General features: G+C 72.3%; 15 protein-coding genes and 1 pseudogene. 14 read left to right on the top strand and 2 right to left on the bottom strand.

What is annotated here, in order from left to right; genetic code table 11:
• Positions 1-16 precede the first annotated feature (16 nt).
• Entirely contained in the window at positions 17-613 is a 597-nt protein-coding gene (locus AC1DP1_RS03035; protein ID WP_477505582.1) for a hypothetical protein, read from the bottom strand.
• A 102-nt stretch (positions 614-715) separates the two neighbouring features.
• Between AC1DP1_RS03035 and glmU the strand changes: the two genes are divergently transcribed.
• Together glmU and AC1DP1_RS03025 are read left to right on the top strand one after the other, a co-directional pair.
• Entirely contained in the window at positions 716-2152 is a 1437-nt protein-coding gene (glmU, locus tag AC1DP1_RS03030; protein WP_477505581.1) for a bifunctional UDP-N-acetylglucosamine diphosphorylase/glucosamine-1-phosphate N-acetyltransferase GlmU, read from the top strand.
• Between the two features lie 111 nt (positions 2153-2263).
• Positions 2264-3235, top strand: coding sequence for a ribose-phosphate diphosphokinase (locus tag AC1DP1_RS03025; protein ID WP_457187297.1), 972 nt, complete (start codon positions 2264-2266; stop codon positions 3233-3235).
• Positions 3236-3344: 109 nt separating this feature from the next.
• Here AC1DP1_RS03025 and pepN read toward each other — a convergent pair whose 3' ends face one another.
• The gene (gene pepN / locus AC1DP1_RS03020) at positions 3345-5756 is read right to left on the bottom strand and encodes an aminopeptidase N (RefSeq protein WP_477505687.1); all 2412 of its coding nucleotides are present in this window, start codon (positions 5754-5756) and stop codon (positions 3345-3347) included.
• Positions 5757-6013: 257 nt separating this feature from the next.
• Here pepN and AC1DP1_RS03015 point away from each other — a divergent pair.
• The 12 genes and pseudogenes from AC1DP1_RS03015 to AC1DP1_RS02960 form a co-directional block, all read left to right on the top strand.
• Positions 6014-6598: pseudogene (locus AC1DP1_RS03015) on the top strand (50S ribosomal protein L25/general stress protein Ctc); the annotation flags it as partial.
• A 123-nt stretch (positions 6599-6721) separates the two neighbouring features.
• Positions 6722-7318 (top strand): aminoacyl-tRNA hydrolase, encoded by a 597-nt coding sequence (gene pth / locus AC1DP1_RS03010; RefSeq protein WP_477505686.1) that lies wholly within the window; start codon positions 6722-6724, stop codon positions 7316-7318.
• Between the two features lie 75 nt (positions 7319-7393).
• A complete protein-coding gene (locus AC1DP1_RS03005; protein ID WP_477505580.1) occupies positions 7394-8095 on the top strand; it encodes a hypothetical protein in 702 nt (233 codons plus the stop codon).
• A 111-nt stretch (positions 8096-8206) separates the two neighbouring features.
• The gene (locus AC1DP1_RS03000; RefSeq protein ID WP_477505579.1) at positions 8207-9046 is read left to right on the top strand and encodes a glycosyltransferase family 2 protein; all 840 of its coding nucleotides are present in this window, start codon (positions 8207-8209) and stop codon (positions 9044-9046) included.
• Positions 9043-9672, top strand: a complete 630-nt coding sequence (locus AC1DP1_RS02995; protein ID WP_477505578.1) for an acyltransferase — start codon at positions 9043-9045, stop codon at positions 9670-9672. Before AC1DP1_RS03000 ends, AC1DP1_RS02995 begins: the two co-directional genes overlap by 4 nt.
• On the top strand, positions 9669-10793 hold the full coding sequence (locus AC1DP1_RS02990) for a Gfo/Idh/MocA family protein (protein WP_477505577.1): 1125 nt from the start codon (positions 9669-9671) through the stop codon (positions 10791-10793). The genes AC1DP1_RS02995 and AC1DP1_RS02990 overlap by 4 nt, the downstream gene beginning before the upstream one ends.
• Positions 10790-11797 carry an NAD-dependent epimerase/dehydratase family protein gene (locus tag AC1DP1_RS02985; RefSeq protein WP_477505576.1) on the top strand — a complete coding sequence of 336 codons (1008 nt, stop codon included), beginning with the start codon at positions 10790-10792 and terminating at the stop codon, positions 11795-11797. Before AC1DP1_RS02990 ends, AC1DP1_RS02985 begins: the two co-directional genes overlap by 4 nt.
• On the top strand, positions 11794-12957 hold the full coding sequence (locus AC1DP1_RS02980) for a DegT/DnrJ/EryC1/StrS family aminotransferase (RefSeq protein WP_477505575.1): 1164 nt from the start codon (positions 11794-11796) through the stop codon (positions 12955-12957). The genes AC1DP1_RS02985 and AC1DP1_RS02980 overlap by 4 nt, the downstream gene beginning before the upstream one ends.
• Positions 12954-13598 (top strand): NeuD/PglB/VioB family sugar acetyltransferase, encoded by a 645-nt coding sequence (locus tag AC1DP1_RS02975; RefSeq protein ID WP_477505574.1) that lies wholly within the window; start codon positions 12954-12956, stop codon positions 13596-13598. Before AC1DP1_RS02980 ends, AC1DP1_RS02975 begins: the two co-directional genes overlap by 4 nt.
• Positions 13595-14725: a DegT/DnrJ/EryC1/StrS family aminotransferase gene (locus AC1DP1_RS02970; protein WP_477505573.1), complete on the top strand. Its 1131-nt coding sequence runs from the start codon at positions 13595-13597 to the stop codon at positions 14723-14725. The genes AC1DP1_RS02975 and AC1DP1_RS02970 overlap by 4 nt, the downstream gene beginning before the upstream one ends.
• Positions 14722-15747 (top strand): glycosyltransferase, encoded by a 1026-nt coding sequence (locus tag AC1DP1_RS02965; protein WP_477505572.1) that lies wholly within the window; start codon positions 14722-14724, stop codon positions 15745-15747. The genes AC1DP1_RS02970 and AC1DP1_RS02965 overlap by 4 nt, the downstream gene beginning before the upstream one ends.
• A 112-nt stretch (positions 15748-15859) precedes the next feature.
• On the top strand, positions 15860-20626 hold the full coding sequence (locus AC1DP1_RS02960) for a DUF4082 domain-containing protein (RefSeq protein WP_477505571.1): 4767 nt from the start codon (positions 15860-15862) through the stop codon (positions 20624-20626).
• The last annotated feature ends 24 nt before the right edge of the window (positions 20627-20650 follow it).

Raw genomic sequence — 20650 nt, 5'->3', positions numbered from 1 at the left:
CGCCAGGTGGTCGCGCTCATCGCGACCCGGCCACGAGGCCGGCGTCCCACCCCGGCGCCCGGCCGCCGGCGGGCGGGCCGACCCGGGACAGGTCGTGGCCGCTGCGGACGAGGAGCCACGACGTGAGCGAGTTCGAGTTCCACATGTCGCCGGTGTGCTGCTCGTCCAGCGCCCAGGTGGCGGTGCGGAAGCGCGGCACCAGGGCGAGCACCCGCTCCGCGTGCCAGGCGTCGTCGCTCATCCGCACGGGGCTGTCCACCGCCTCGTCGACGTCGGGGATCCGACCGCCCCGCCAGCACCGCACCTCGTAGCGGAACAAGCGGGACCGGCCGAGCCACCTCAGGCCGACCGGCCCCTCGGCCACCACACCCCGCTCCGGCTCGGGCGTGTTCCAGACCGGCGCCATCTCGACGACCCAGCGGTCGCGGCCGAGGCGGACCTCCAGCGCGGAGTGGTAGAGGTCGGCAGCGCGCCGGTGCTCGCGGCGAGCGACGAGTGCCTCGAAGGCCCGACCGTTCAGCCGCACGCACCGCCCGCCCGCACCCAGAGGGAGCCAGTACAGGTCCACGTACGACACGTCGACGCCACCCCGCAGCGGCGTGCTCCCGGTCATGGCGTCCTCCTCGGCGCCAGTCGACCGCGCACCGGCCGCGCACGGTAGGGCCCAACGTCCCGCGCTTCCCGCGGCCGGTGCGAGCGGTGACAGACTGCGGCCATGGACAACCTCACCGTCATCGTCCTCGCCGCCGGCGGCGGCACCCGCATGAAGTCGAAGACCATGAAGGTGCTGCACCCGATCGGCGGGCGCTCCATGATCGGCCACGTGCTCCACGCCGTGCAGGCCGTGGAGCCGACCAGCGTCGTCGCGGTGGTCGGCCACCAGCGCGAGCAGGTGGGTCCGCACATCACGGAGCTGGTGCCGTCCGCGGTGCTCGCCGTCCAGGAGACGCAGGACGGCACCGGGCACGCCGTACGCGTCGCGATGGAGGCGTCCGGCACGACGACCGGCACCGTGATCGTGGCGGCCGGCGACACCCCGCTGCTCGAGGGGGAGTCGCTGCGCGCCTTCGCCGAGGAGCACCACGCCGCGCAGCGGGCGGTGAGCATCCTGAGCGGCCGGCTGGCCGACCCGTTCGGCTACGGCCGGATCGTGCGCAACCACGAGGGTGACGTCGAGGCGATCGTCGAGGAGAAGGACGCGACGCCCGAGCAGCGCGAGATCGACGAGATCAGCTCCGGCATCCTCGCCTTCGACGCGGAGTTCCTGGTCTCGGCGCTGGCCCGCATCACCAACGACAACGCCAAGGGCGAGTACTACCTCACCGACGCCGTCGGCCTGGCGCGCGAGGACGGGCTGACCGTCGGAGCCCACCTCATCGACGACGTCGCCCAGACCGCGGGCGCCAACGACCGCGCCCAGCTGGCCGAGCTCGGCCGCGAGCTCAACCGCCGCATCGTCACCCGCTGGATGAAGGACGGCGTGACGGTCATGGACCCGGCGACCACGTGGATCGAGGCGGACGTGGTGCTCGAGCCCGACGCCACGATCCTCCCCGGCACCCAGCTGCTCGGCGCGACCGTCGTGCGCGAGGACGCCGTGGTCGGGCCCGACACGACGCTGAAGGACTGCGAGGTCGGCGCCGGCGCGCGCGTCGTACGCACCCACGGCGAGCTCGCCGTCATCGGCGACCAGGCCTCGGTCGGGCCGTTCGCCTACCTCCGGCCCGGCACGCAGCTGGGGGTGAAGGGCAAGATCGGTACGTTCGTCGAGACCAAGAACTCCACCATCGGCGACGGCGCCAAGGTGCCGCACCTGTCCTACGTCGGCGACGCCGAGATCGGCGAGGGCACCAACATCGGGGCCGGCACGATCTTCGCCAACTACGACGGGGTGGCCAAGCACCGCACCGTCGTCGGGCGCCACGCCAAGACCGGGTCCAACAACACCTTCGTCGCACCGGTCGAGATCGGCGACGGCGCGGGCACCGCAGGAGGAACCGTCGTACGCCGGAACGTGCCGGCCGGCGCGCTGGCGGTCAGCAGCGCCCCGCAGCGCAACCTCGAGGGCTGGTCGGAGTCGAAGCGGCCCGGAACGGCGCAGGCCGAGGCCGCGCGAACGGCGCGTGAACAGCAGGAGACGCCCGACCAGTGACCCCGGGGTTGGTGGTGGCCGGGATGTGGGTCAGACTTCTGTCCAGCACCTCCGAACGAGCCTTCCCCCGAGGCTGACCAGGACAGCGAGGAGTCGCGTCGCGTGACCGGAATGAAGCGGACCACCGAGAAGAACCTGATGGTCTTCAGCGGCCGGGCGCACCCCGACCTCGCCACGGAGGTCGCCGACCTCCTCGAGTGCGGGCTGGTGCCCCAGGACGCGCGGGCGTTCGCCAACGGCGAGCTCTACGTGCGCTACGAGGAGTCCGTGCGCGGCTGTGACGCCTTCGTGCTCCAGAGCCACACCGCTCCGATCAACGAGTGGATCATGGAGCACCTGATCATGGTCGACGCGCTCAAGCGGGCGTCGGCCAAGCGGATCACCGTGGTCATGCCGTTCTATGGCTACGCCCGCCAGGACAAGAAGCACCGCGGCCGCGAGCCGATCTCGGCCCGCCTGGTCGCCGACCTCTTCAAGACCGCCGGCGCCGACCGGCTGATCACCGTCGACCTGCACGCCGACCAGATCCAGGGCTTCTTCGACGGTCCCGTCGACCACCTGATGGCGCTGCCGATCCTCACCGACTACGTCAAGCAGAAGTACGGCGACCAGCAGCTCGCCGTCGTCTCGCCGGACGCCGGCCGGATCAAGGTCGCGGAGCGCTGGTCGGCCCGCCTCGGCGGCGTGCCCCTGGCCTTCATCCACAAGACCCGCCGGATCGATGTCGCCAACGAGGTCGTCGCCAACCGCGTGGTCGGTGAGGTGAAGGGCAAGATCTGCATCCTGACCGACGACATGATCGACACCGGCGGCACGATCGTGAAGGCCGCCGAGGCGTGCATGGCCGACGGCGCCGCCGGCGTGATCATCGCCGCGACGCACCCGATCCTGTCCGACCCCGCCGTCGACCAGCTCAAGAACTCGTCCGCCGTCGAGATCGTGGTCACCAACACGCTCCCCGTGCCGCCGGAGAAGCAGTTCGACAAGCTCACCACCCTCTCGATCGCGCCGCTCATCGCCCGGGCGATCCGCGAGGTGTTCGAGGACGGGTCCGTCACGTCGATGTTCGACGGTCACGCGTAGGTCATTGGCCCCGTGAATCCCCGGTCAGCCGGGGATTCCTGAACTTGTCGGCCCGTGCACGGCCTGACAACCTCAGCGATCCCCGGTCAGCCGGGGATCGCTGAAGACCTCAGAGCGTCCGGTCGAGGTCGTCGAGGGAGTCGTTCCACGAGCGCGCGAGGACGGTCGGCACGTCGCCCTCGAGGGCGGTCGCGACCGCGGCGCGCAGCTCACGGCGTACGTCGACCGGGAGCGGCAGGATCGGGAACGCGTCGCCGATCACGTCGCCCATCGCCTGGCCGGAGCGCCGGGCGAGGGCGAGGCCGTCAGTGACGTAGCGCTCGAGGTAGGGGCGGACGAGGTCCGCCTGGTCCCAGCCCCAGAACCCGCTGCCGACGGCGTCGAACTCGTGGCTGCCCAGCTCGCCGCCCATCAGCTGCGCCCAGGCGGCTGCCTTGGCCTCCGGTGTGGGTACGACGGCGCGCGCGGCGAGCGCGGCGTGGTGGCCGGAGACCGACTTGTCGCGCTGCTCCTCGGGGCCGATCCACGAGTCGTCACCCAGCTCGGCGAGCCGCTGCACGGCCGCCCAGCGGACGCTCTGGTCGACGTCGTCGCCGCCGAGCCAGTCGACGAGGAAGTCGCGGTCCGCGCTGATCCGGGCGAGCACGCGTGACGCACCGGCGGCGAGGGCCGGGTCGCCGCCCTCGACGGCGCCGCGAGCGATGTCGGCGATGACGGCGAGGTGGCCGGCAGCCTCGTCGGGCGAGGCGTAGCGGCGGGTGACCGACTGCAGCGCGCGCATCACGCCCTCGAAGACCAGCGGGTGGGTCTCCGGGCGCAGGTGGGTGTCGGCCAGCGCGACGAAGTCGCCCACCGGGACGACCTGCGACTCGCAGAGATCGACCGCGGTCCACCACAGCATGGCCCGGGTGAGCTGCGACTCGATCGAGGAGAGGCCGCCGGTGATCGCGGCCCACGACTGCTCGTCGGGGCGGACCACCGCGAACGTCTCGTCACCGGAGTTGGGCACGACGACCCGGCCGGCGAAGTCCTCCAGCCGCACCGGCTCGCCGCCGAGGTGCACGTCGCGGGAGTCCACGAGCCGCATCGCGTCGTCGTACGCCGACACGGTGATGCGGTGCGACCGCGATCCCTCGCGGGTGAGGACGGGCACGCCGGCCTCGTCGCGGGTGACCCGCAGGGTGTCGAAGCCGGTCGAGCGCAGCCACGCCTCGGCCCAGCCGCGCACGTCCTTGTCGGTGGCGGAGTCGAGCGAGTCGAGGAACGCGGCCAGGTCGGCGTTGCCGAAGGCGTGCGCGGTGAGGTGCTTGTTGACCCCGGCGAGGAAGTCCTCGTCACCGAGCCAGTGCCCGAGCTGCGCCAGGGCGGAGTTGCCCTTGGCGTAGGTGATCATGTCGAAGTTGGCGAAGGCCGTGTCGACGTCGACGATCTTGGCGGTGTCCTCGGCGATCGGGTGCGTCGAGCGGCGCCGGTCGGCGCGGTAGCCCGCCGGCTTGCGCGTGATCGCGGCCGACGTCCACGCGTCGGTGTAGCCGGCGGCCACGCCCGCGACGTCGTAGCCCATGAAGTCGGCGAAGGACTCGTTGAGCCACGAGTCCTCCCACCACTTCATCGTCACCAGGTCGCCGAACCACATGTGGGCCATCTCGTGGGCGATCGTCGAGGCGAGCCACTCGCGCTCGAGCTCGGTGGGCGTGCCCTGCGTGAGCGCCTGGTCGCGGAAGACCACGCACCCGGGGAACTCCATCGCACCCCAGTTGAGACCGGGCGCGAAGACCTGCTGGTAGTCGGCGTAGGGGTACTCCGGCTCGAAGATCGTCGTGTAGTGCTGGAAGCAGGCGCTGGTGATGCGCTTGAGCTCATCGGCGTCGCGCTGCAGCTCGCGCCCCTGAGACGCCCGCGCGTGCCAGCCGAACGGCAGCGTGCCGCCGGGTGCGGGGGCGTACGGCTCGTCCCACGTCACCGAGACCCAGGGGCCGCCGACGAGGGTGAAGAGGTACGACGAGAAGGGCGGGGTGGTGCCGAAGGTCCAGACGTCCGCGCCCTCGCCCGACGTGCGCCCCTCGAGCGGGCCGTTGCCGAGCACCGTCCAGTGCGACGGCGCGGTGACGGTCAGGGTGAACGTCGACTTGACGTCGGGCTGGTCGAAGCAGGGGACGACCTTCTGCGCGATGTCCATCGAGGTGTGGGCGCAGACGTAGCGCTCGCCGTCGGCCGGGTCGATCGTCACGGTCATGCCGTCGCCGTCGGTGACGTAGGGCATCCGTGCGGTGACGCGCACCGTGTTGGACGCGGCCAGGTCGGTCAGCGCGATCCGCCCGTCGGCGTACGACGCCGGGCTGCCGTCGAGGGTCACGTCGGTGCCGCCGTTGAGCTCGAGGAACGTCGAGGCCCCCGGCTGCGTGCAGCCGAAGGAGATCGTCGCCTCGACGCCGAAGTCCTCGGTCGAGGTCAGGTCGAGGTGGAGCTCGGTGTGGACGTCGGTCAGCAGGACGGCGCGCTCGCGCGCCTCGGGGAGCATCAGGGGCACCGGGACACCCTAGTGAGCAGTCCATGGGCGGCGCCTCCCAGTTGGGTGCAGGCCACGCTCGCCGCGATTCGACCTCGCACCCGCACCGGGTCTAGGGTTCACGGGTTGCCTCGGCGAGGGAGCCCGCACGTCAGGACTCCGTGATCGACTGGGCCGGACCGCATCACTGCGCCGCGCCCCCGATCCGGAGCGCGGCGTTCGTCGTCTCCGGCCCGAGGCCCCCGACCCCCTACCGACGTACGGAGAACATGATGTCTGCCCCCGAGAAGATCGCCGCCGAGCCGCGCACCGAGTTCGGCAAGGGCGCTGCCCGCCGCATCCGCCGCGACGACAAGATCCCCGCCGTCATCTACGGCCACGGCAACGACCCGGTCCACGTCATCCTGCCGGGCCACCAGACGATGATGGCCCTCAAGCACGGTGGCGCCAACGCCCTCCTCGCGCTCGACGTGGACGGCAGCGAGCAGCTCGCCCTCACCAAGGACGTGCAGATCGACCCGATCCGTCGCGTCATCGAGCACCTCGACTTCGTCGCGGTCCGTCGCGGCGAGAAGGTCACCGTCGACGTCCCGATCCACGTCGTGGGCGACGCCGCCCCCGAGACGCTGGTCGTCAACGAGAACGCCGTCGTGTCCGTCGAGGCCGAGGCCACCCACATCCCCGAGTTCTTCGAGGTCTCCGTCGAGGGCGCCGCCGCCGGCACCCAGATCCTGGCCAAGGACCTCACCCTCCCGTCCGGCACGACCCTGCTGGCCGACGAGGAGCTCCTCATCGTCAACGTGACCGAGCAGATCTCCGCCGAGGCCCTCGAGGCCGAGCTGGAGGAGGCCGAGGCCGAGGCCGGCATCGAGCACGAGGTCTCCGACGCCGAGATCGCCGACCGCCCGGTCGGCGTTGTGGAGCGCGAGGAAGTGCCCGGTCACCGATGGAAGGATGGACGCGTGACGGAGACGAGCGTGACGAACGACGTGTGGCTGGTCGTCGGTCTCGGCAACCCCGGTCCGACCTACGCCGGGCACCGGCACAACATCGGCTACCTCGTCACCGACGAGCTGGCCTCCCGGATGGGATCGCCCCCCGGCAAGGTGAACTGGCGCTCCCACAAGTCGGGTCGCGCCGACGTCGTCGAGGGCCGGCTGTCCCTGGGTGGTCCCCGGGTCGTGCTCGCCCGCGGCCGCGGCTACATGAACGAGTCCGGCGGCCCGGTCAAGGCGCTCGCCACGTTCTACAAGGTCGACCCGGCACACATCATCGCCATCCACGACGAGCTCGACATCGCCTTCGGCACGCTGCGGGTCAAGCTCGGCGGCGGCGACAACGGCCACAACGGGCTCAAGTCGATGCGGTCCTCGCTCGGCACCGGCGACTTCCACCGCATCCGCGCCGGCATCGGCCGACCGCCGGGCCGCCAGGACGTCGCCGACTTCGTGCTGTCCAACTACTCGACCGTCGAGCGCAAGGAGCTGCCGTTCCAGGTCTCCGACGCCGCCGACGCGGTCGAGTCGCTGATCACCGACGGCCTCGAGAAGACCCAGCAGCGCTTCAACTCCTGACCGTCCCCCGTTTGGGGCATGAGGTCCCGCCCGCCACCGCCTAGCGTCGGCAGCACGGACGGACGGGGGACTTCGATGGCAGGCGCCACGAGCCGGCGCCCGCGGCTGCGCCGCCTGCTGGCGGTCGTCACGCTGCTGGGCGTGCTCGGGCTCGCCGCCGCCCTGGTCCTCAACCTCAGCCTGACCAGCCGGATGGGCCGCATCGACGGCGCCTTCGTCGGCCTGGGCGAACGCCCGCCGCCGGCGCCCGGCGAGACGATCCTGATGGTCGGCACGCGACCCGGTGGTGGCGAGGACGTGTCCTGGTTGCCCGGCGACCAGTCCGTCGAGGCGGTCATGCTCGTCGAGGTGCGCCCCGACGGACGCAGCGCGCGGGTCGAGTCCGTGCCGATGCCGTACGACGACCGCGTGGGGCTCGGTGCCCGGCCGGCGAGCGCGTCGGTGGCAGCCGTGGAGTCGACGGTCGGCCGCCGGGTCGACCACGTGATGGCGATCGACTGGCAGACCTTCGCCACGCTGGCCGCCGAGAACGACGTGGACGCCGCCTACCGCTACGGATCGGCCCCCGTCGCCCAGCACGACTACCTCCGCCTCGTGCTGGAGGGCACCCTCCACGCCGAGCTGCGCAAGCAGCCCCTCTCCCTCTACCGCGCCCTGCGCACGACGGCCTCGGGCGTCGCGATCGACGACACCTGGACCATCGCGGAGCTCGACCTCCTGGTGCTCCACCTGCGCGACCTCCGCTCGGCCGACATCAGCTTCGCCGCCGCCGGGTAGGGCTCCCCAAAATGGGCGAAAGCCCCCGTGGGCGGTCCGACCGAGCGGTCGCAGTCCACAAGATCGGAGCGTGACGGGCGTGGGGCCCGGCGCGTGAGTCGGGGGAGTGAGATGGCTGTCGCCAGCGTCGTCATACCCGCCCACAACGAGGCGGCCACGATCGGCCGCAACCTGCGGGCGCTGCGTGAAGGCACCGGATCCGACCTCGACGTGGTCGTGGTCTGCAACGGGTGCACCGACCGCACCGCCGACGAGGCCCGCGCCGCCGACCCGAGCGCCCGCGTCATCGAGATCCCGCAGCCCTCGAAGGTCGAGGCGGTGCGGGTCGGCAACGCCGCCACCGACGTCTTCCCGCGCATCCACCTCGACGCCGACATCGAGCTCAACGGCGCGGCCGCGCTCCGGCTCATCGAGCCGATCGCCCGCGACGAGGTCCTCGCCACCGCCCCGCGACGCGACGTCCCCCGCACGGGGTGCTCGCGCTGGGTGCGGTGGTACTACGACGTCTGGGAGGCGCTGCCCCAGGTGGAGTCCGGCCTCTTCGGCCGCGGCGTCGTCGTCCTCTCCGAGCAGGGGCAGGCGCGGGTCACCGCGCTCCCGCGGATGATGAGCGACGACCTCGGCATGTCCGACTCGTTCAGCAGCGAGGAGCGCCGGGTGGTGCCCAGCGCCGTCGCCGTCGTGCACCCGCCGCGCACCGTCCGCGACCTCGTACGCCGGCGCATCCGCATCGCGACCGGCAACGCCCAGGCCGGGCAGCTCGGCGTACGACGCCCCGGTTCGCGCACCAGCGCGCGCACCCTGGCCGGCCTCGCCGTCACCCGGCCCGGCCTGGCCCTCCGACTCCCGGTGTTCGTGGCAGTCCACGTCGCCGCCCGGCTCGGCGCCCGTGGGGCGCTGAGGTCCGGGGACTTCACCACCTGGCAACGAGACGAAAGCTCACGCACATGACCTCACTGTCCAACGCACGTCCCCGTTCTCGGGACCGCGCCCTCGTCGCTCCCACCGCGACCGTCGAGGACGGCGCCCGCGTCGGTCCCGGCGCGCAGGTGTGGGACCAGACCGTCGTGCGCTCGGGGGCGCAGGTCGGCGACGGCACGATCCTCGGGCGCGGTGTCTACGTCGGTCCGGGGGCGCGCATCGGGGAGCGCTGCAAGGTGCAGAACCAGGCGCTGGTCTACGAGCCGGCCGTCCTGGGGGACGGCGTCTTCATCGGCCCGGCGGTCGTGCTGACCAACGACACCTACCCGCGGGCGGTGACGACCGACGGCCGGCGCAAGGGAGCCGAGGACTGGGAGCCCGTCGGGGTGACCATCGAGGAGGGCGCGTCCGTCGGGGCGCGCGCGGTGTGCGTCGCTCCGGTGCGGATCGGCCGGTGGGCCAGCGTGGGAGCGGGCTCGGTGGTGACGCGCGACGTGCCCGACTACGCGCTCGTCGTGGGCTCGCCCGCGAGGCGGATCGGCTGGGTGGGCCGCAGTGGCGTCCCGCTCGTCTCGGACAACCGTGACCGGTGGATCTGCCCGGTCACCGGAGAGGTCTACGTGGAGGCCGCTGGCCGACTGGAGGAAGCACGATGAGCACCCGCACCAACGGCCCGCTGGGCGTCGCCGTCATCGGCGCCGGCTACTGGGGCCCCAACCTGGTCCGCAACTTCGGGGCGTCCCCCGACTGGAACCTCGAGCTGGTCTGCGACCTCGACCTCGAGCGGGCGCGCCGCGTCGCCGGCCCGCACGTCGAGGTGACCGACAGCGTGGAACGGGTGCTGGACGACCCGCGGATCGACGCCGTCGCCATCGCCACCCCGGCCCGTACGCACCACGGGCTGGCGCTGCAGGCGCTGAGCGCGGGCAAGCACGTGCTCGTGGAGAAGCCGCTGGCGGACAGCGTCTCCCGCGGCCGCACCATGGTGGACCTGGCCGATGCGCAGGGCCTGGTCCTGATGACCGACCACACCTACTGCTACACGCCCGCCGTGCAGAAGATGCGCGAGCTGGTGGGCAGCGGCGAGCTGGGCCAGGTGCACTTCGTGGACTCGGTCCGGATCAACCTCGGACTGGTGCAGCCCGACATCGACGTGCTCTGGGACCTGGCGCCGCACGACCTCGCGATCCTCGACTTCGTGCTGCCGGGGGGTCTTCCGACCACGGGCATCGGCGCGACCGGCGCCGACCCCATCGGCGCCGGCCGCGCCTGTGTCGGCCACCTGACCCTGCCGCTGCCGGACGACGGCCTCGCGCACGTGCACGTCAACTGGCTGAGCCCGACGAAGATCCGCCAGATGGTGATCGGCGGGTCGCGTCGCACGCTCGTGTGGGACGACCTCAACCCGCAGCAGCGGCTCAGCATCTACGACCGCGGGGTCGACCTGGCTCGCACGTCGGTCGCCGGCGCCGACCGCGCCGCCTCCACCGTCTCCTACCGCCTGGGCGACACCTGGTCCCCGGCGCTGCCCGAGCGCGAGGCCCTCGGGTCGATGGTCGGCGAGTTCGCCGCAGCCATCCACGAGGGCCGTGCGGCGCTGACCGACGGCCGGTCCGGGCTGCGCGTCCTCGAGGTGCTCGAGGCCGCTTCGCAGCGGCTGGCCGAGCGCCCGGAGACGTCGTACGACCCTGCGGTGCCGGTGCCGGCGGGTCCGCCGCCGGTGCCCCGCCAGGCCGGCGCCGCCACGAGCGAGCCCGTGATGGAGAGTGTCCGATGACCGCCCTGGCCGGCGCGACCGCGCTGGTGACCGGCGGTGCCGGCACGATCGGGTCGACGCTCGTCGACCAGCTCTTCGACGCCGGGGCCGCCCAGGTGCGGGTCCTCGACAACTTCGTCCGCGGACGTGAGGCCAACCTCGGCGACGCCCTCGGACGCGACGGGGCCGACCTCGTCCTGGTGCGCGGCGACATCCGCGACCGCGACCTGGTGCACGACCTGACCAGCGGCTGCGACCTCGTCTTCCACCAGGCCGCGATCCGGATCACCCAGTGCGCCGAGGAGCCCCGCCTGGCCCTGGAGGTGCTCGTCGACGGGACCTTCAACGTCGTCGAGGCCGCCGCGTCGGCGCCAGGCGTCGACAAGCTGGTCGCCGCGTCGTCGGCGTCGGTCTACGGCCTCGCCGAGGAGTTCCCGACCCCGGAGCACCAGCACCCCTACGACAACGACACGTTCTACGGCGCCGCCAAGACGTTCAACGAGGGCATGCTGCGCAGCTTCCGGGCGATGAACGGCCTCGACTACGTGGCCCTGCGCTACTTCAACGTCTACGGCCCGCGGATGGACGTGCACGGCCTCTACACCGAGGTCCTGGTGCGGTGGATGGAGCGCATCGACGACGGCCTGCCGCCGCTGATCTTCGGTGACGGCCGGCAGACGATGGACTTCGTCTTCACCACCGACATCGCGCGCGCCAACGTGCTGGCGGCGTCCTCCGGCGTGGTCGAGGGCGTCTACAACGTCGCCCGCGGCGAGGAGACCAGCCTGCTGGGGCTCGCCGAGGCCCTGCTGCGGGTGATGGGCTCCGACCTGCCCGTCGAGCACGGGCCGGAGCGCGGCATCAACGGCGTCGTACGCCGCCTCGCCGACACGTGCGCGGCCGAGCGCGACCTCGGCTTCACCGCCACGACCGGCCTCGAGGACGGCCTGCGCCAGCTCGTGGAGTGGTGGCGCCCCCAGCGCGAGCAGATCGCCGCGGGACGCTCCGTGGCGGTGTCCCGATGAGCCTCGACCACCTCGCTCAGCAGCAGCTGACCCGCATCAACGTGATGCAGCCGTGGCTCGGCGAGGAGGAGGTGGCAGCCGTCTCCGAGGTGCTGCGCTCCGGCTGGGTGGCGCAGGGGCCGCGGGTGGCGCAGTTCGAGGCCGCCTTCGCCGAGTCCCAGCAGGTCGCGCACGCCGTGGCGCTGAGCAGCTGCACGACCGCGCTGCACCTGGCCCTCGTCGTCGCCGGCGTCGGCCCCGGCGACGAGGTCGTCGTGCCGTCGTTCTCCTTCGTCGCCACCACCAACGCGCCGACCTACGTCGGGGCCACGCCGGTCTTCGCCGACGTCGACCCCGTCACCGGAAACCTCACGCCTGCCACGATCGCCACGGTGGTCACCCCGCGGACGCGCGCGGTGATCGCCGTGGACCAGGGCGGCGTACCGCTCGACCTGCGGGCGATCCGCGCCTGGTGCGACCCCCTCGGCATCACGGTGGTAGAGGACGCGGCCTGCGCCGCCGGGTCGACCGCGCACGGCCTCCCGGTCGGGTCGGAGGCGGAGATCGCCACTTGGTCCTTCCACCCCCGCAAGCTGCTCACCACCGGCGAGGGCGGCATGCTCACCACGTCGCGCTCCGACTGGGCCGAGCGCGCCCGCCGGCTGCGCGAGCACGCGATGAGTGTCTCAGCCGCCGACCGGCACGCGAGCGTCCTCGCGCCTCCGGAGAGCTTCGACGAGGTCGGCTTCAACTTCCGGATGACCGACCTGCAGGCGGCGGTCGGGCTGGTCCAGCTCGGCCGGCTTCCCGAGATGGTCGCGCGTCGCCGCGAGCTCGCCGCGAGGTACGCCGACGCGGTGGCGGCCCTGCCCGGCCTGCGCCTGGTGGGGGACCCCGACTGGGGCACCACCAACTACCAGTCCTGCTGGCTCGAGGTCCTGCCCGAGCACCCGATGGACCGCGAGCAGATGATGGAGCACCTCGCCGCCGCCGGCATCTCGGCGCGCCGCGGGATCATGGCCGCGCACCGCCAGCCGGCGCACGCCGGGCTGGCCCGCGCGCAGCTCCCGGTCACCGAGCGGCTGACCGACGCGACGCTCGTGCTCCCGCTGTTCCACCAGATGACCGACGCCGAGCACCAGCGCGTGTGCGACGCGCTCGGATCGGCGTGGCGGCCGTGAGCGGGCTGGTCCTCGTCGGCGCCAGCGGGCTGGCCCGCGAGGCGACCGCCGTCGCCGTCCTCGTCCAGCACGACGGCCCCGTCCAGGTCGTCGACGACGACCCCGCCCGGTGGGGCACCCTGCACGGCCTCGCGCCGGTGCTCGGCGGCGTCGACCTGGTCACCGGGCTGGTCGACCACGAGGTGCTCCTCACCCTCGGCAAGGGCCGGCTCCGACGACGGGTCGCGACGCGACTCGCCATGGTCGGCCTCGGCGCCTCCCGCTACGCCACCCTGCTGCACCCGCGGCTCGTGCTGCCGGGCAGCTGCTACATCGGCCGAGGCTCGATCGCCCTGGACGGCGTGGTGCTGACCGCCGACGTCGAGGTCGGCGAGCACGTCGTCCTGATGCCCCACGTGACGCTCACGCACGGCTGCACCGTCGCCGACTTCGCCACCCTCTGCGCGGGGGTCTCCCTCGGCGGTGACGTCGAGGTCGGCGAGGCCGCCTACATCGGCATGAACGCCTCGGTGCGCGAGGGCGTGCGCATCGGGGCCGACGCCACCGTCGGGATGGGCTCGGTGGTCCTCGACGACGTCCCCGCAGGAGAGACCTGGGTGGGAGTCCCCGCCCGACCGATCCGGACAGGAGTCCATGCATGAGCAGCAAGAGCACCACCGTCCCCTTCGTCGACCTCGCCTCGCAGCACGCGGAGATCGCGGCCGAGGTGGAGGCGGGGATCGCCGCGGTCTTCGCGGCCACGGCGTTCGTCGACGGCCCGCCCGTCGCGGACTTCGAGCACCAGTACGCCTCGTTCGTCGACGTCGACCACTGCGTCGGCGTCGCCAACGGCACCGACGCCCTCGAGCTCGCACTGCGGGCGGCGGGGGTCGGGCCGGAGGGCGAGGTCGTCATCCCGGCCAACACCTTCATCGCCACCGCCGAGGCGGTCTCGCGGATCGGCGCAGTGCCGGTGCTCGTCGACTGCGACGACGAGCGCCTCCTCATCGACCCCGACCAGGTCGAGGGCGCGATCAACGACCGCACCCAGGCCGTCGTGGCTGTCCACCTCTTCGGCCAGCTCGCGCCGATGGTGCGGCTCGCGCAGGTCTGCGGCGACGCGGGCGTTCCCCTCGTCGAGGACGCCGCCCAGTCCCAGGGCGCCCGGCTCGGCGGCCGGGGCGCGGGTGCGCTCGGCACGGTCGCGGCCACCAGCTTCTACCCCGGCAAGAACCTCGGCGCCGCGGGCGACGCCGGCGCCGTCACCACCGACGACGCGACCATCGCCGCCGAGGTGCGCCGCCTGCGCAACCACGGGTCGTCGACCCGCTACGTGCACGACGTGATCGGCATGAACTCCCGGCTCGACACCGTGCAGGCGGTCTACCTGCGGGCCAAGCTCGACCGGCTCGAGAAGTGGAACGAGCTGCGGGTCCGCGCGGCCGCCCGCTACGACAGCCTGCTGGCCGACGTGCCGGGCGTACGCCGCCCGCTGCTCGGCGCGGACGGGCAGCACGTGTGGCACCTCTACGTCGTCCGGGTCGCCGAGCGGGACCGGGTCCTGGCGGAGCTGGGCCGGGCCGGGGTGGGTGCGGGCATCCACTACCCCTACCCGGTGCACCTGACCGGCGCCTACGCCCACCTGGGTCTCGGCCGCGGGACGGCGCCCGTCGCGGAGACCGCGGCCGGGGAGATCCTGTCCCTGCCGATGCACCCGCACCTCACCGAGGCCCAGCAGGACCGCGTCGTCGAGGTGCTCGCCGACGCGGTGGCGGGTGGCCGCTCGTGACCACCCTGCTCGTCGCCAACGACGGCGGCCACCTGATGCAGCTGCACACCCTGCGGCCGCGGCTCGGCGTGGGCGACGACGTGGTGTGGGTGACGCCCCGCACTCCGCAGACCGAGTCGCTGCTCGCGGGCCAGCGGGTCCACTGGGCGCTGCCGTGCCCGCCCCGGGACACCCGGGCGCTGGCGCGCAACGCAGTGGCGTGCCGCCGCCTCTTCACCGACCACGACGTGTCGCTGGTCGTCAGCACCGGCGCGGCCCTTGCCCTCGCGGTGCTGCCGCAGGCGCGAATGCGCGGCATCGAGACGGTCTACATCGAGAGCGCGACCCGGTTGGACGCCCCCTCGCTGTCCGGCCGCGCGCTCGCGATGGTGCCGGGCATCACGACCTTCAGCCAGTCCAGCGCGCTGGCGCGGGGGCACTGGCAGTTCCTCGCCTCGCCGTGGGAGCTCTACGAGGCGACCCCGGCCGCCGAGCGCCCGGTGCGGTCGATGGTGGTGAGCCTCGGCACGCAGGACGGCTACGGCTTCCGCCGGCTCCTCGACCGGCTGGTGCCCATCGTGCCGGAGGGCGCGGAGGTGCTGTGGCAGACCGGCGGCACCGACACCACCGGCCTCGGGATCGACGCCCGGGAGCGCGTGCCGTCCGAGGAGATGGCAGCAGCCATCCGGGCCGCCGACGTCGTCGTCGCGCACGCCGGCACCGGCATCGCGCTGATGGCGCTGGAGAACGGCAAGTGCCCGATCCTGGTGCCCCGCCGCGCGATGCACGGTGAGCACGTCGACGACCACCAGCTGACGATCGCGCTGGAGCTCGCGCTGCGCGACCTGTGCATCTCCCGCGACGCCGACAGCCTCAAGGCCCGCGACCTGGTGGCGGCCGCGAGCCGCACGGTCACCAAGGTCTCCGACCCGCCGCCGCTGCACATCAGCGGGGTGCGGATCCCGCGCCAGTGGTCGAGGCGCACGCAGGTCACAGCGACCGGAGTCGTGACCGGAGTGGCGACGGGCGTGGCCGAGCTCTGAAGCCGTATTCCAAATGGGGGATATCGACCCTCTCACTGCCCGCTCGGGGTGCCGTGCCAACAGGATCAGGACGGTGGCGCGCCGCGTGTCGCGCCGTGAGGGTGGGGTAGAGATGGCCAGCAGCGCTGGGAACAAGGAGCAGGGTCTCGGGCGTGCGTGGATGGTGAAGGTCGTGGTGCTCGCGCTCGTCGCGGCACTCAACGCGCTGGTGGGACCGGCGCTCCTGGGTGGTCCGACCGCGGCCAACGCCGCGGACCCGTGCGGTCCGACGGGCAACAAGGTGGCGTGCGAGAACTCCAAGCCCGGCACCGACCCGGAGATCTGGGACATCAACGGCGCGGGTGACTCCTCCATCCAGGGCTTCGCGACCGACATCTCGGTCAACATCGGCCAGCGCATCGACTTCAAGGTCAAGACCGACGCCTCGGCCTACACGATCGACATCTACCGGACCGGGTGGTACCAGGGCCTCGGCGCGCGCAAGATCGCCTCGGTGACGCCGAGCGCCTCGCTGCCTCAGAACCAGCCCAACTGCATCACCGACGCCACCACCGAGCTCTACGACTGCGGCAACTGGGCGGTCTCGGCGTCGTGGAACGTGCCGACCACGGCCGTGTCCGGCGTCTACGTCGCGCACCTCCAACGGAGCAACGGCGACTCCAGCCACATCACCTTCATCGTCCGCGACGACGCCAGCACCTCCGACGTCGTCTTCCAGACCTCCGACCCGACGTGGCACGCCTACAACACCTACGGCGGCTCGAGCTTCTACCAGGGTGGCGCCCACGGCCGGGCCTACAAGCTCAGCTACAACCGCCCGTTCCTGACCCGCGGCACCGCTGCCGGTCGTGACTTCTACTTCGGCGCCGAGTACGCCGCGGTGCGCTTCCTCGAGCGCAACGGCTACGACGTGTCCTACATGGCCGGCGTCGACTCCGACCGCCGCGGCAACCTCATCAGGAACCACAAGGTCTTCCTCTCCGTCGGGCACGACGAGTACTGGAGCGGCCCCCAGCGCGCCAACGTCGAGGCGGCGCGCGATGCCGGGGTGAACCTGCAGTTCCTCGCCGGGAACGAGGTCTACTGGCGCACGCGCTACGAGCCGTCGGCCGACACCTCGCGCACGGCGTACCGGACCCTGGTGTCCTACAAGGAGACGTGGGGCAACGCGAAGATCGACCCCAACAGCCAGTGGACCGGCACGTGGCGCGACCCGCGCTACGCCTCGCCCGCCAACGGCGGCGGCTCCCCGGAGAACGCACTCGTCGGCACGGCCTACATGGTCAACTTCAGCGACCTCGCGATGACCGTGCGGCAGGAGGAGGGCAAGCTGCGCCTGTGGCGCAACAGCGGTCTCGCCAGCATGACCGGTGCGTCCACGACGCTCGCGCCGCACACCGTGGGCTACGAGTCCAACGAACCGTTGGACAACGGCTTCGGGCCACCAGGCCTGATCAAGCTGTCCACCACCACAGGTGCGGTGCCTGAGTACCTGCGCGACTTCGGCAACACGGTCAACGCCGGCACGACCAAGCACCACCTGACGCTCTACAAGGCGCCGAGCGGCGCCCTCGTCTTCAGCGCGGGCACGGTGCAGTGGACCTACGGGCTCGACGCCGAGCACGACTCGGAGTACCCCGACAACGTCGCCGACCCGCGTATGCAGCAGGCGCAGGTCAACCTGCTCGCCGACATGGGCGCCCAGCCGACGACACTGATGGCCGGGGTCAATGCCGCCACCAAATCGACGGACACGGCCGGCCCCACCGTCGCGATCTCCACGCCCGCGGCGGGTGCGGCGCAGAAGAACGGTGACGTCGTCACCGTCACCGGCACGGCGTCCGACGCCGCGGGCCGGGTGGCCGGGGTGGAGGTCTCCGCCGACGGCGGCGCTACCTGGAAGGCCGCCACCGGCACCACGTCGTGGACCGCCACCTTCGTCCAGAAGGGTCGCGGCAACAGCGCCGTGATGGTGCGCGCGATCGATGACAGCGCCAACATCGGCACGTCCGCGACCCGCAGCTTCTCGGTGACCTGCCCGTGCAGCATCCTCGGCAACGTCACCCCGCCCACCCCTGACACCGACGACAACGTCGGCGTCGAGCTCGGCCTGCGGTTCACGCCGGTCGTCGACGGCTTCGCGACGGGCGTGCGGTTCTACAAGGGCGCCGGCAACACCGGCACGCACGTCGGGTCGCTCTGGGGTCCCAACGGGCAGCGCCTGGCCCAGGTCACCTTCGCCAACGAGACCGCCACCGGATGGCAGACCGGCACCTTCGGTGAGGCCGTCCCGCTGACGGCCGGTACCAGCTACACGGTCTCCTACACCGCGCCGCGCGGTCACTACGCCTCCGAGTCCTGGGCCTTCGTCTACCGCGGCGTGGACACCGGCGCGATGCAGGTGGCGGGTGGCTACGGTGCGACCCCGGCCGGCGTCTTCGGCGGGACCGGGACGATGCCCGCCCAGAGCTACCAGATGTCCAACTACTTCGTCGACCTGACGTTCGCGGCCACCGACGACTCGCCGCTGATCGGGATGAGCCAGGCCCCGGCCCCGGGTTCGAGCGCCATCCCGGCGACGACGACGGTCTCGGCCCGGTTCTCCAAGCCGATGGCACCGGGCACGCCCGGCCTGACGCTGGTCGACTCGAACGGCGCCTCCGTCGCCGGCACGCGGTCGTACGACGCGACCACGCGCACCATCACGTTCACGCCGAGCGCGCCGCTGGCGTCGTTCGTCCGCTACACCGCGACGCTCGCCGGGACGGACGCGCAGGGCAACCCGATCGCCTCGGGTGGCACCTGGTCGTTCACGACCGCCAAGCCGCCGAACCCGCCGGGAGTCTGCCCCTGCTCGCTGTTCAGCGACGAGACCACGCCCACGATCCTGGAGATCAACGACGGAGTGCCGCTGAGCCTGGGGACGCGGTTCACCTCCGACGTGAAGGGTGTCGTCACGGGCGTCCGCTTCTACAAGTCGCCGGGCAACACCGGCGCCCACGTCGGGTCCCTGTGGAACCAGAACGGCGTCGAGCTGGCGTCCGGGACGTTCACGAACGAGTCGGCCAGCGGCTGGCAGCAGCTCAACTTCGCCACACCGGTCGCGATCGCGAAGAACACGCCCTACGTCGTGTCCTACCGCTCCCCGACGGGGCGCTACTCGGCCACCCTCAACGCCTTCTCCGCGCGTGACCTCTCGTGGGCTCCGCTGCGGGTGACGTCGACCGCGGGTGCCTACACCTACGCTCCCGGCTTCCCGGGTGGACAGTCCAGCACCAACTACATGGTCGACGTGGTCTTCGACAAGACGCCGGCGAGCATCTCGATGACCGCCCAGTCGCCGGCACCGGGTGCACTCGACGTCCCACGGACCAGCAAGGTGGTCGTCGACCTCTCCGACCAGGTCGAGCCCGGCTGGTCGCTGACCGTCGGGTCCGGCGGTGCCCTCGCGGGCACGGCGGTGCTCTCCACCGACCGCCAGCGGATCACGTGGACGCCGTCGGCACCGATGCCGGCCGGGGCCGACGTCACCGTCACCCTCGCCGGGGTCACCACGGCCGACGGTGCCGTCCTCGGCACGCGGAGCTGGACGTTCCGCACCCGCTCGGCCGAGACGCTGCAGAACCAGACGCTCCTCGGCGACGTCGTGCCCGACACGGCCGCCGCCGACGACGGGGCTGCCCTGGAGCTCGGCATGGCCTTCACCCCGTCGCGCAACGGCACGGTCAAGGCGATCCGCTTCTTCAAGGGCGTCGGCAACAACGGCACCCACACCGGATCGATCTGGTCGGCGGCCGGTTCGCGGCTCGCCACCGTCACGTTCGCCAACGAGACGGCGACCGGCTGGCAGTCGGCGACGCTGGCGCAGCCTCTCGAGGTGACGGCCGGCACGACCTACGTCGTCTCCTACTTCGCGCCCCAGGGTCACTACTCGGTGACGTCCGGCTTCTTCAGCAGCCCGCTGACGAAGGGCGACCTGTCGGCGCCCGCGACCAACAACGGCCGCTACGGCTACTCATCGACAGGTGGGTTCCCGGGCTACACCTACGGCGCGGCGAACTACTTCGTCGACGTGCTGTTCGAGCGGGCGGCCGCGTCGCTGGCGGTCGAGGGACGGACACCGCAGTCCGGTGCCGGTCAGGTGTCGGTGGCGGCCAAGCCGTCGCTCACCGTGTCCGCGCCGCTCGCCACGGGTTGGTCGATGAGCCTCGCCCGGAGCGGTACGTCGGTCGCCGGCACGTCGGCGCTGTCGGGTGACGGTCGCACGGTCACCTTCACGCCCACCGCGCCGCTGGCGGCCGACACCGCCTACACGGTCACGGTCTCCGGGCTCACGTCGACCGACGGGGCCAGCCTGCCCACGCAGACCTGGTCGTTCACGACGGGCTACGACGACTCCGGCACGACGTCGCTGTTCGCCGACGTCACCCCGGCCACGGCTGCGGCCGACGACACGTCGGCCATCGAGCTGGGCACGCGGTTCACCCCGTCGCAGAACGGCACGGTCACGGCCGTGCGGTTCTACAAGGGGACGGGCAACACCGGCACCCACATCGGCTCGCTGTGGGACGCGGGCGGCGGCCGGCTGGGCCAGGTCACCTTCTCCAACGAGACGGCGACCGGCTGGCAGACCGCGACCTTCGCGACACCGGTCGCGGTGACGGCCGGCACGACCTACGTCGTCTCCTACTACGCACCGGTCGGTCGCTACGCAGCGTCGCCGGGCTACTTCGCGACGCCACGCACGGTCGGCCCGCTGACGGCACCGTCGGGCAACAACGGCGTCTATCGCTACGGCGCCGGCGGCGGCTTCCCGGCCGGGTCCTACAACTCGACCAACTACTTCGTCGACGTCGTCTTCCGCGCGACGTCGCCGTGATCCGGACCCGGATCGGCTGACAGG

The sequence above is a fragment of the Nocardioides sp. P4_G10 genome (genome assembly GCF_056401175.1).
This window is presented reverse-complemented; position numbering and strand designations above follow the sequence as displayed.

What these genes read in the sequence shown, in the direction of transcription:
- AC1DP1_RS02980 (WP_477505575.1), top strand. Translation starts at nt 11,794, where the DNA reads ATGAGCCTCGACCACCTCGCTCAGCAGCAGCTGACCCGCATCAACGTG.
- glmU (WP_477505581.1), top strand. Translation starts at nt 716, where the DNA reads ATGGACAACCTCACCGTCATCGTCCTCGCCGCCGGCGGCGGCACCCGC.
- AC1DP1_RS03000 (WP_477505579.1), top strand. Translation starts at nt 8,207, where the DNA reads ATGGCTGTCGCCAGCGTCGTCATACCCGCCCACAACGAGGCGGCCACG.
- AC1DP1_RS02985 (WP_477505576.1), top strand. Translation starts at nt 10,790, where the DNA reads ATGACCGCCCTGGCCGGCGCGACCGCGCTGGTGACCGGCGGTGCCGGC.
- AC1DP1_RS03025 (WP_457187297.1), top strand. Translation starts at nt 2,264, where the DNA reads ATGAAGCGGACCACCGAGAAGAACCTGATGGTCTTCAGCGGCCGGGCG.
- AC1DP1_RS02960 (WP_477505571.1), top strand. Translation starts at nt 15,860, where the DNA reads ATGGCCAGCAGCGCTGGGAACAAGGAGCAGGGTCTCGGGCGTGCGTGG.
- AC1DP1_RS03035 (WP_477505582.1), bottom strand. Translation starts at nt 613, where the DNA reads ATGACCGGGAGCACGCCGCTGCGGGGTGGCGTCGACGTGTCGTACGTG.
- AC1DP1_RS02970 (WP_477505573.1), top strand. Translation starts at nt 13,595, where the DNA reads ATGAGCAGCAAGAGCACCACCGTCCCCTTCGTCGACCTCGCCTCGCAG.
- AC1DP1_RS02990 (WP_477505577.1), top strand. Translation starts at nt 9,669, where the DNA reads ATGAGCACCCGCACCAACGGCCCGCTGGGCGTCGCCGTCATCGGCGCC.
- AC1DP1_RS03005 (WP_477505580.1), top strand. Translation starts at nt 7,394, where the DNA reads ATGGCAGGCGCCACGAGCCGGCGCCCGCGGCTGCGCCGCCTGCTGGCG.
- pepN (WP_477505687.1), bottom strand. Translation starts at nt 5,756, where the DNA reads ATGCTCCCCGAGGCGCGCGAGCGCGCCGTCCTGCTGACCGACGTCCAC.
- AC1DP1_RS02995 (WP_477505578.1), top strand. Translation starts at nt 9,043, where the DNA reads ATGACCTCACTGTCCAACGCACGTCCCCGTTCTCGGGACCGCGCCCTC.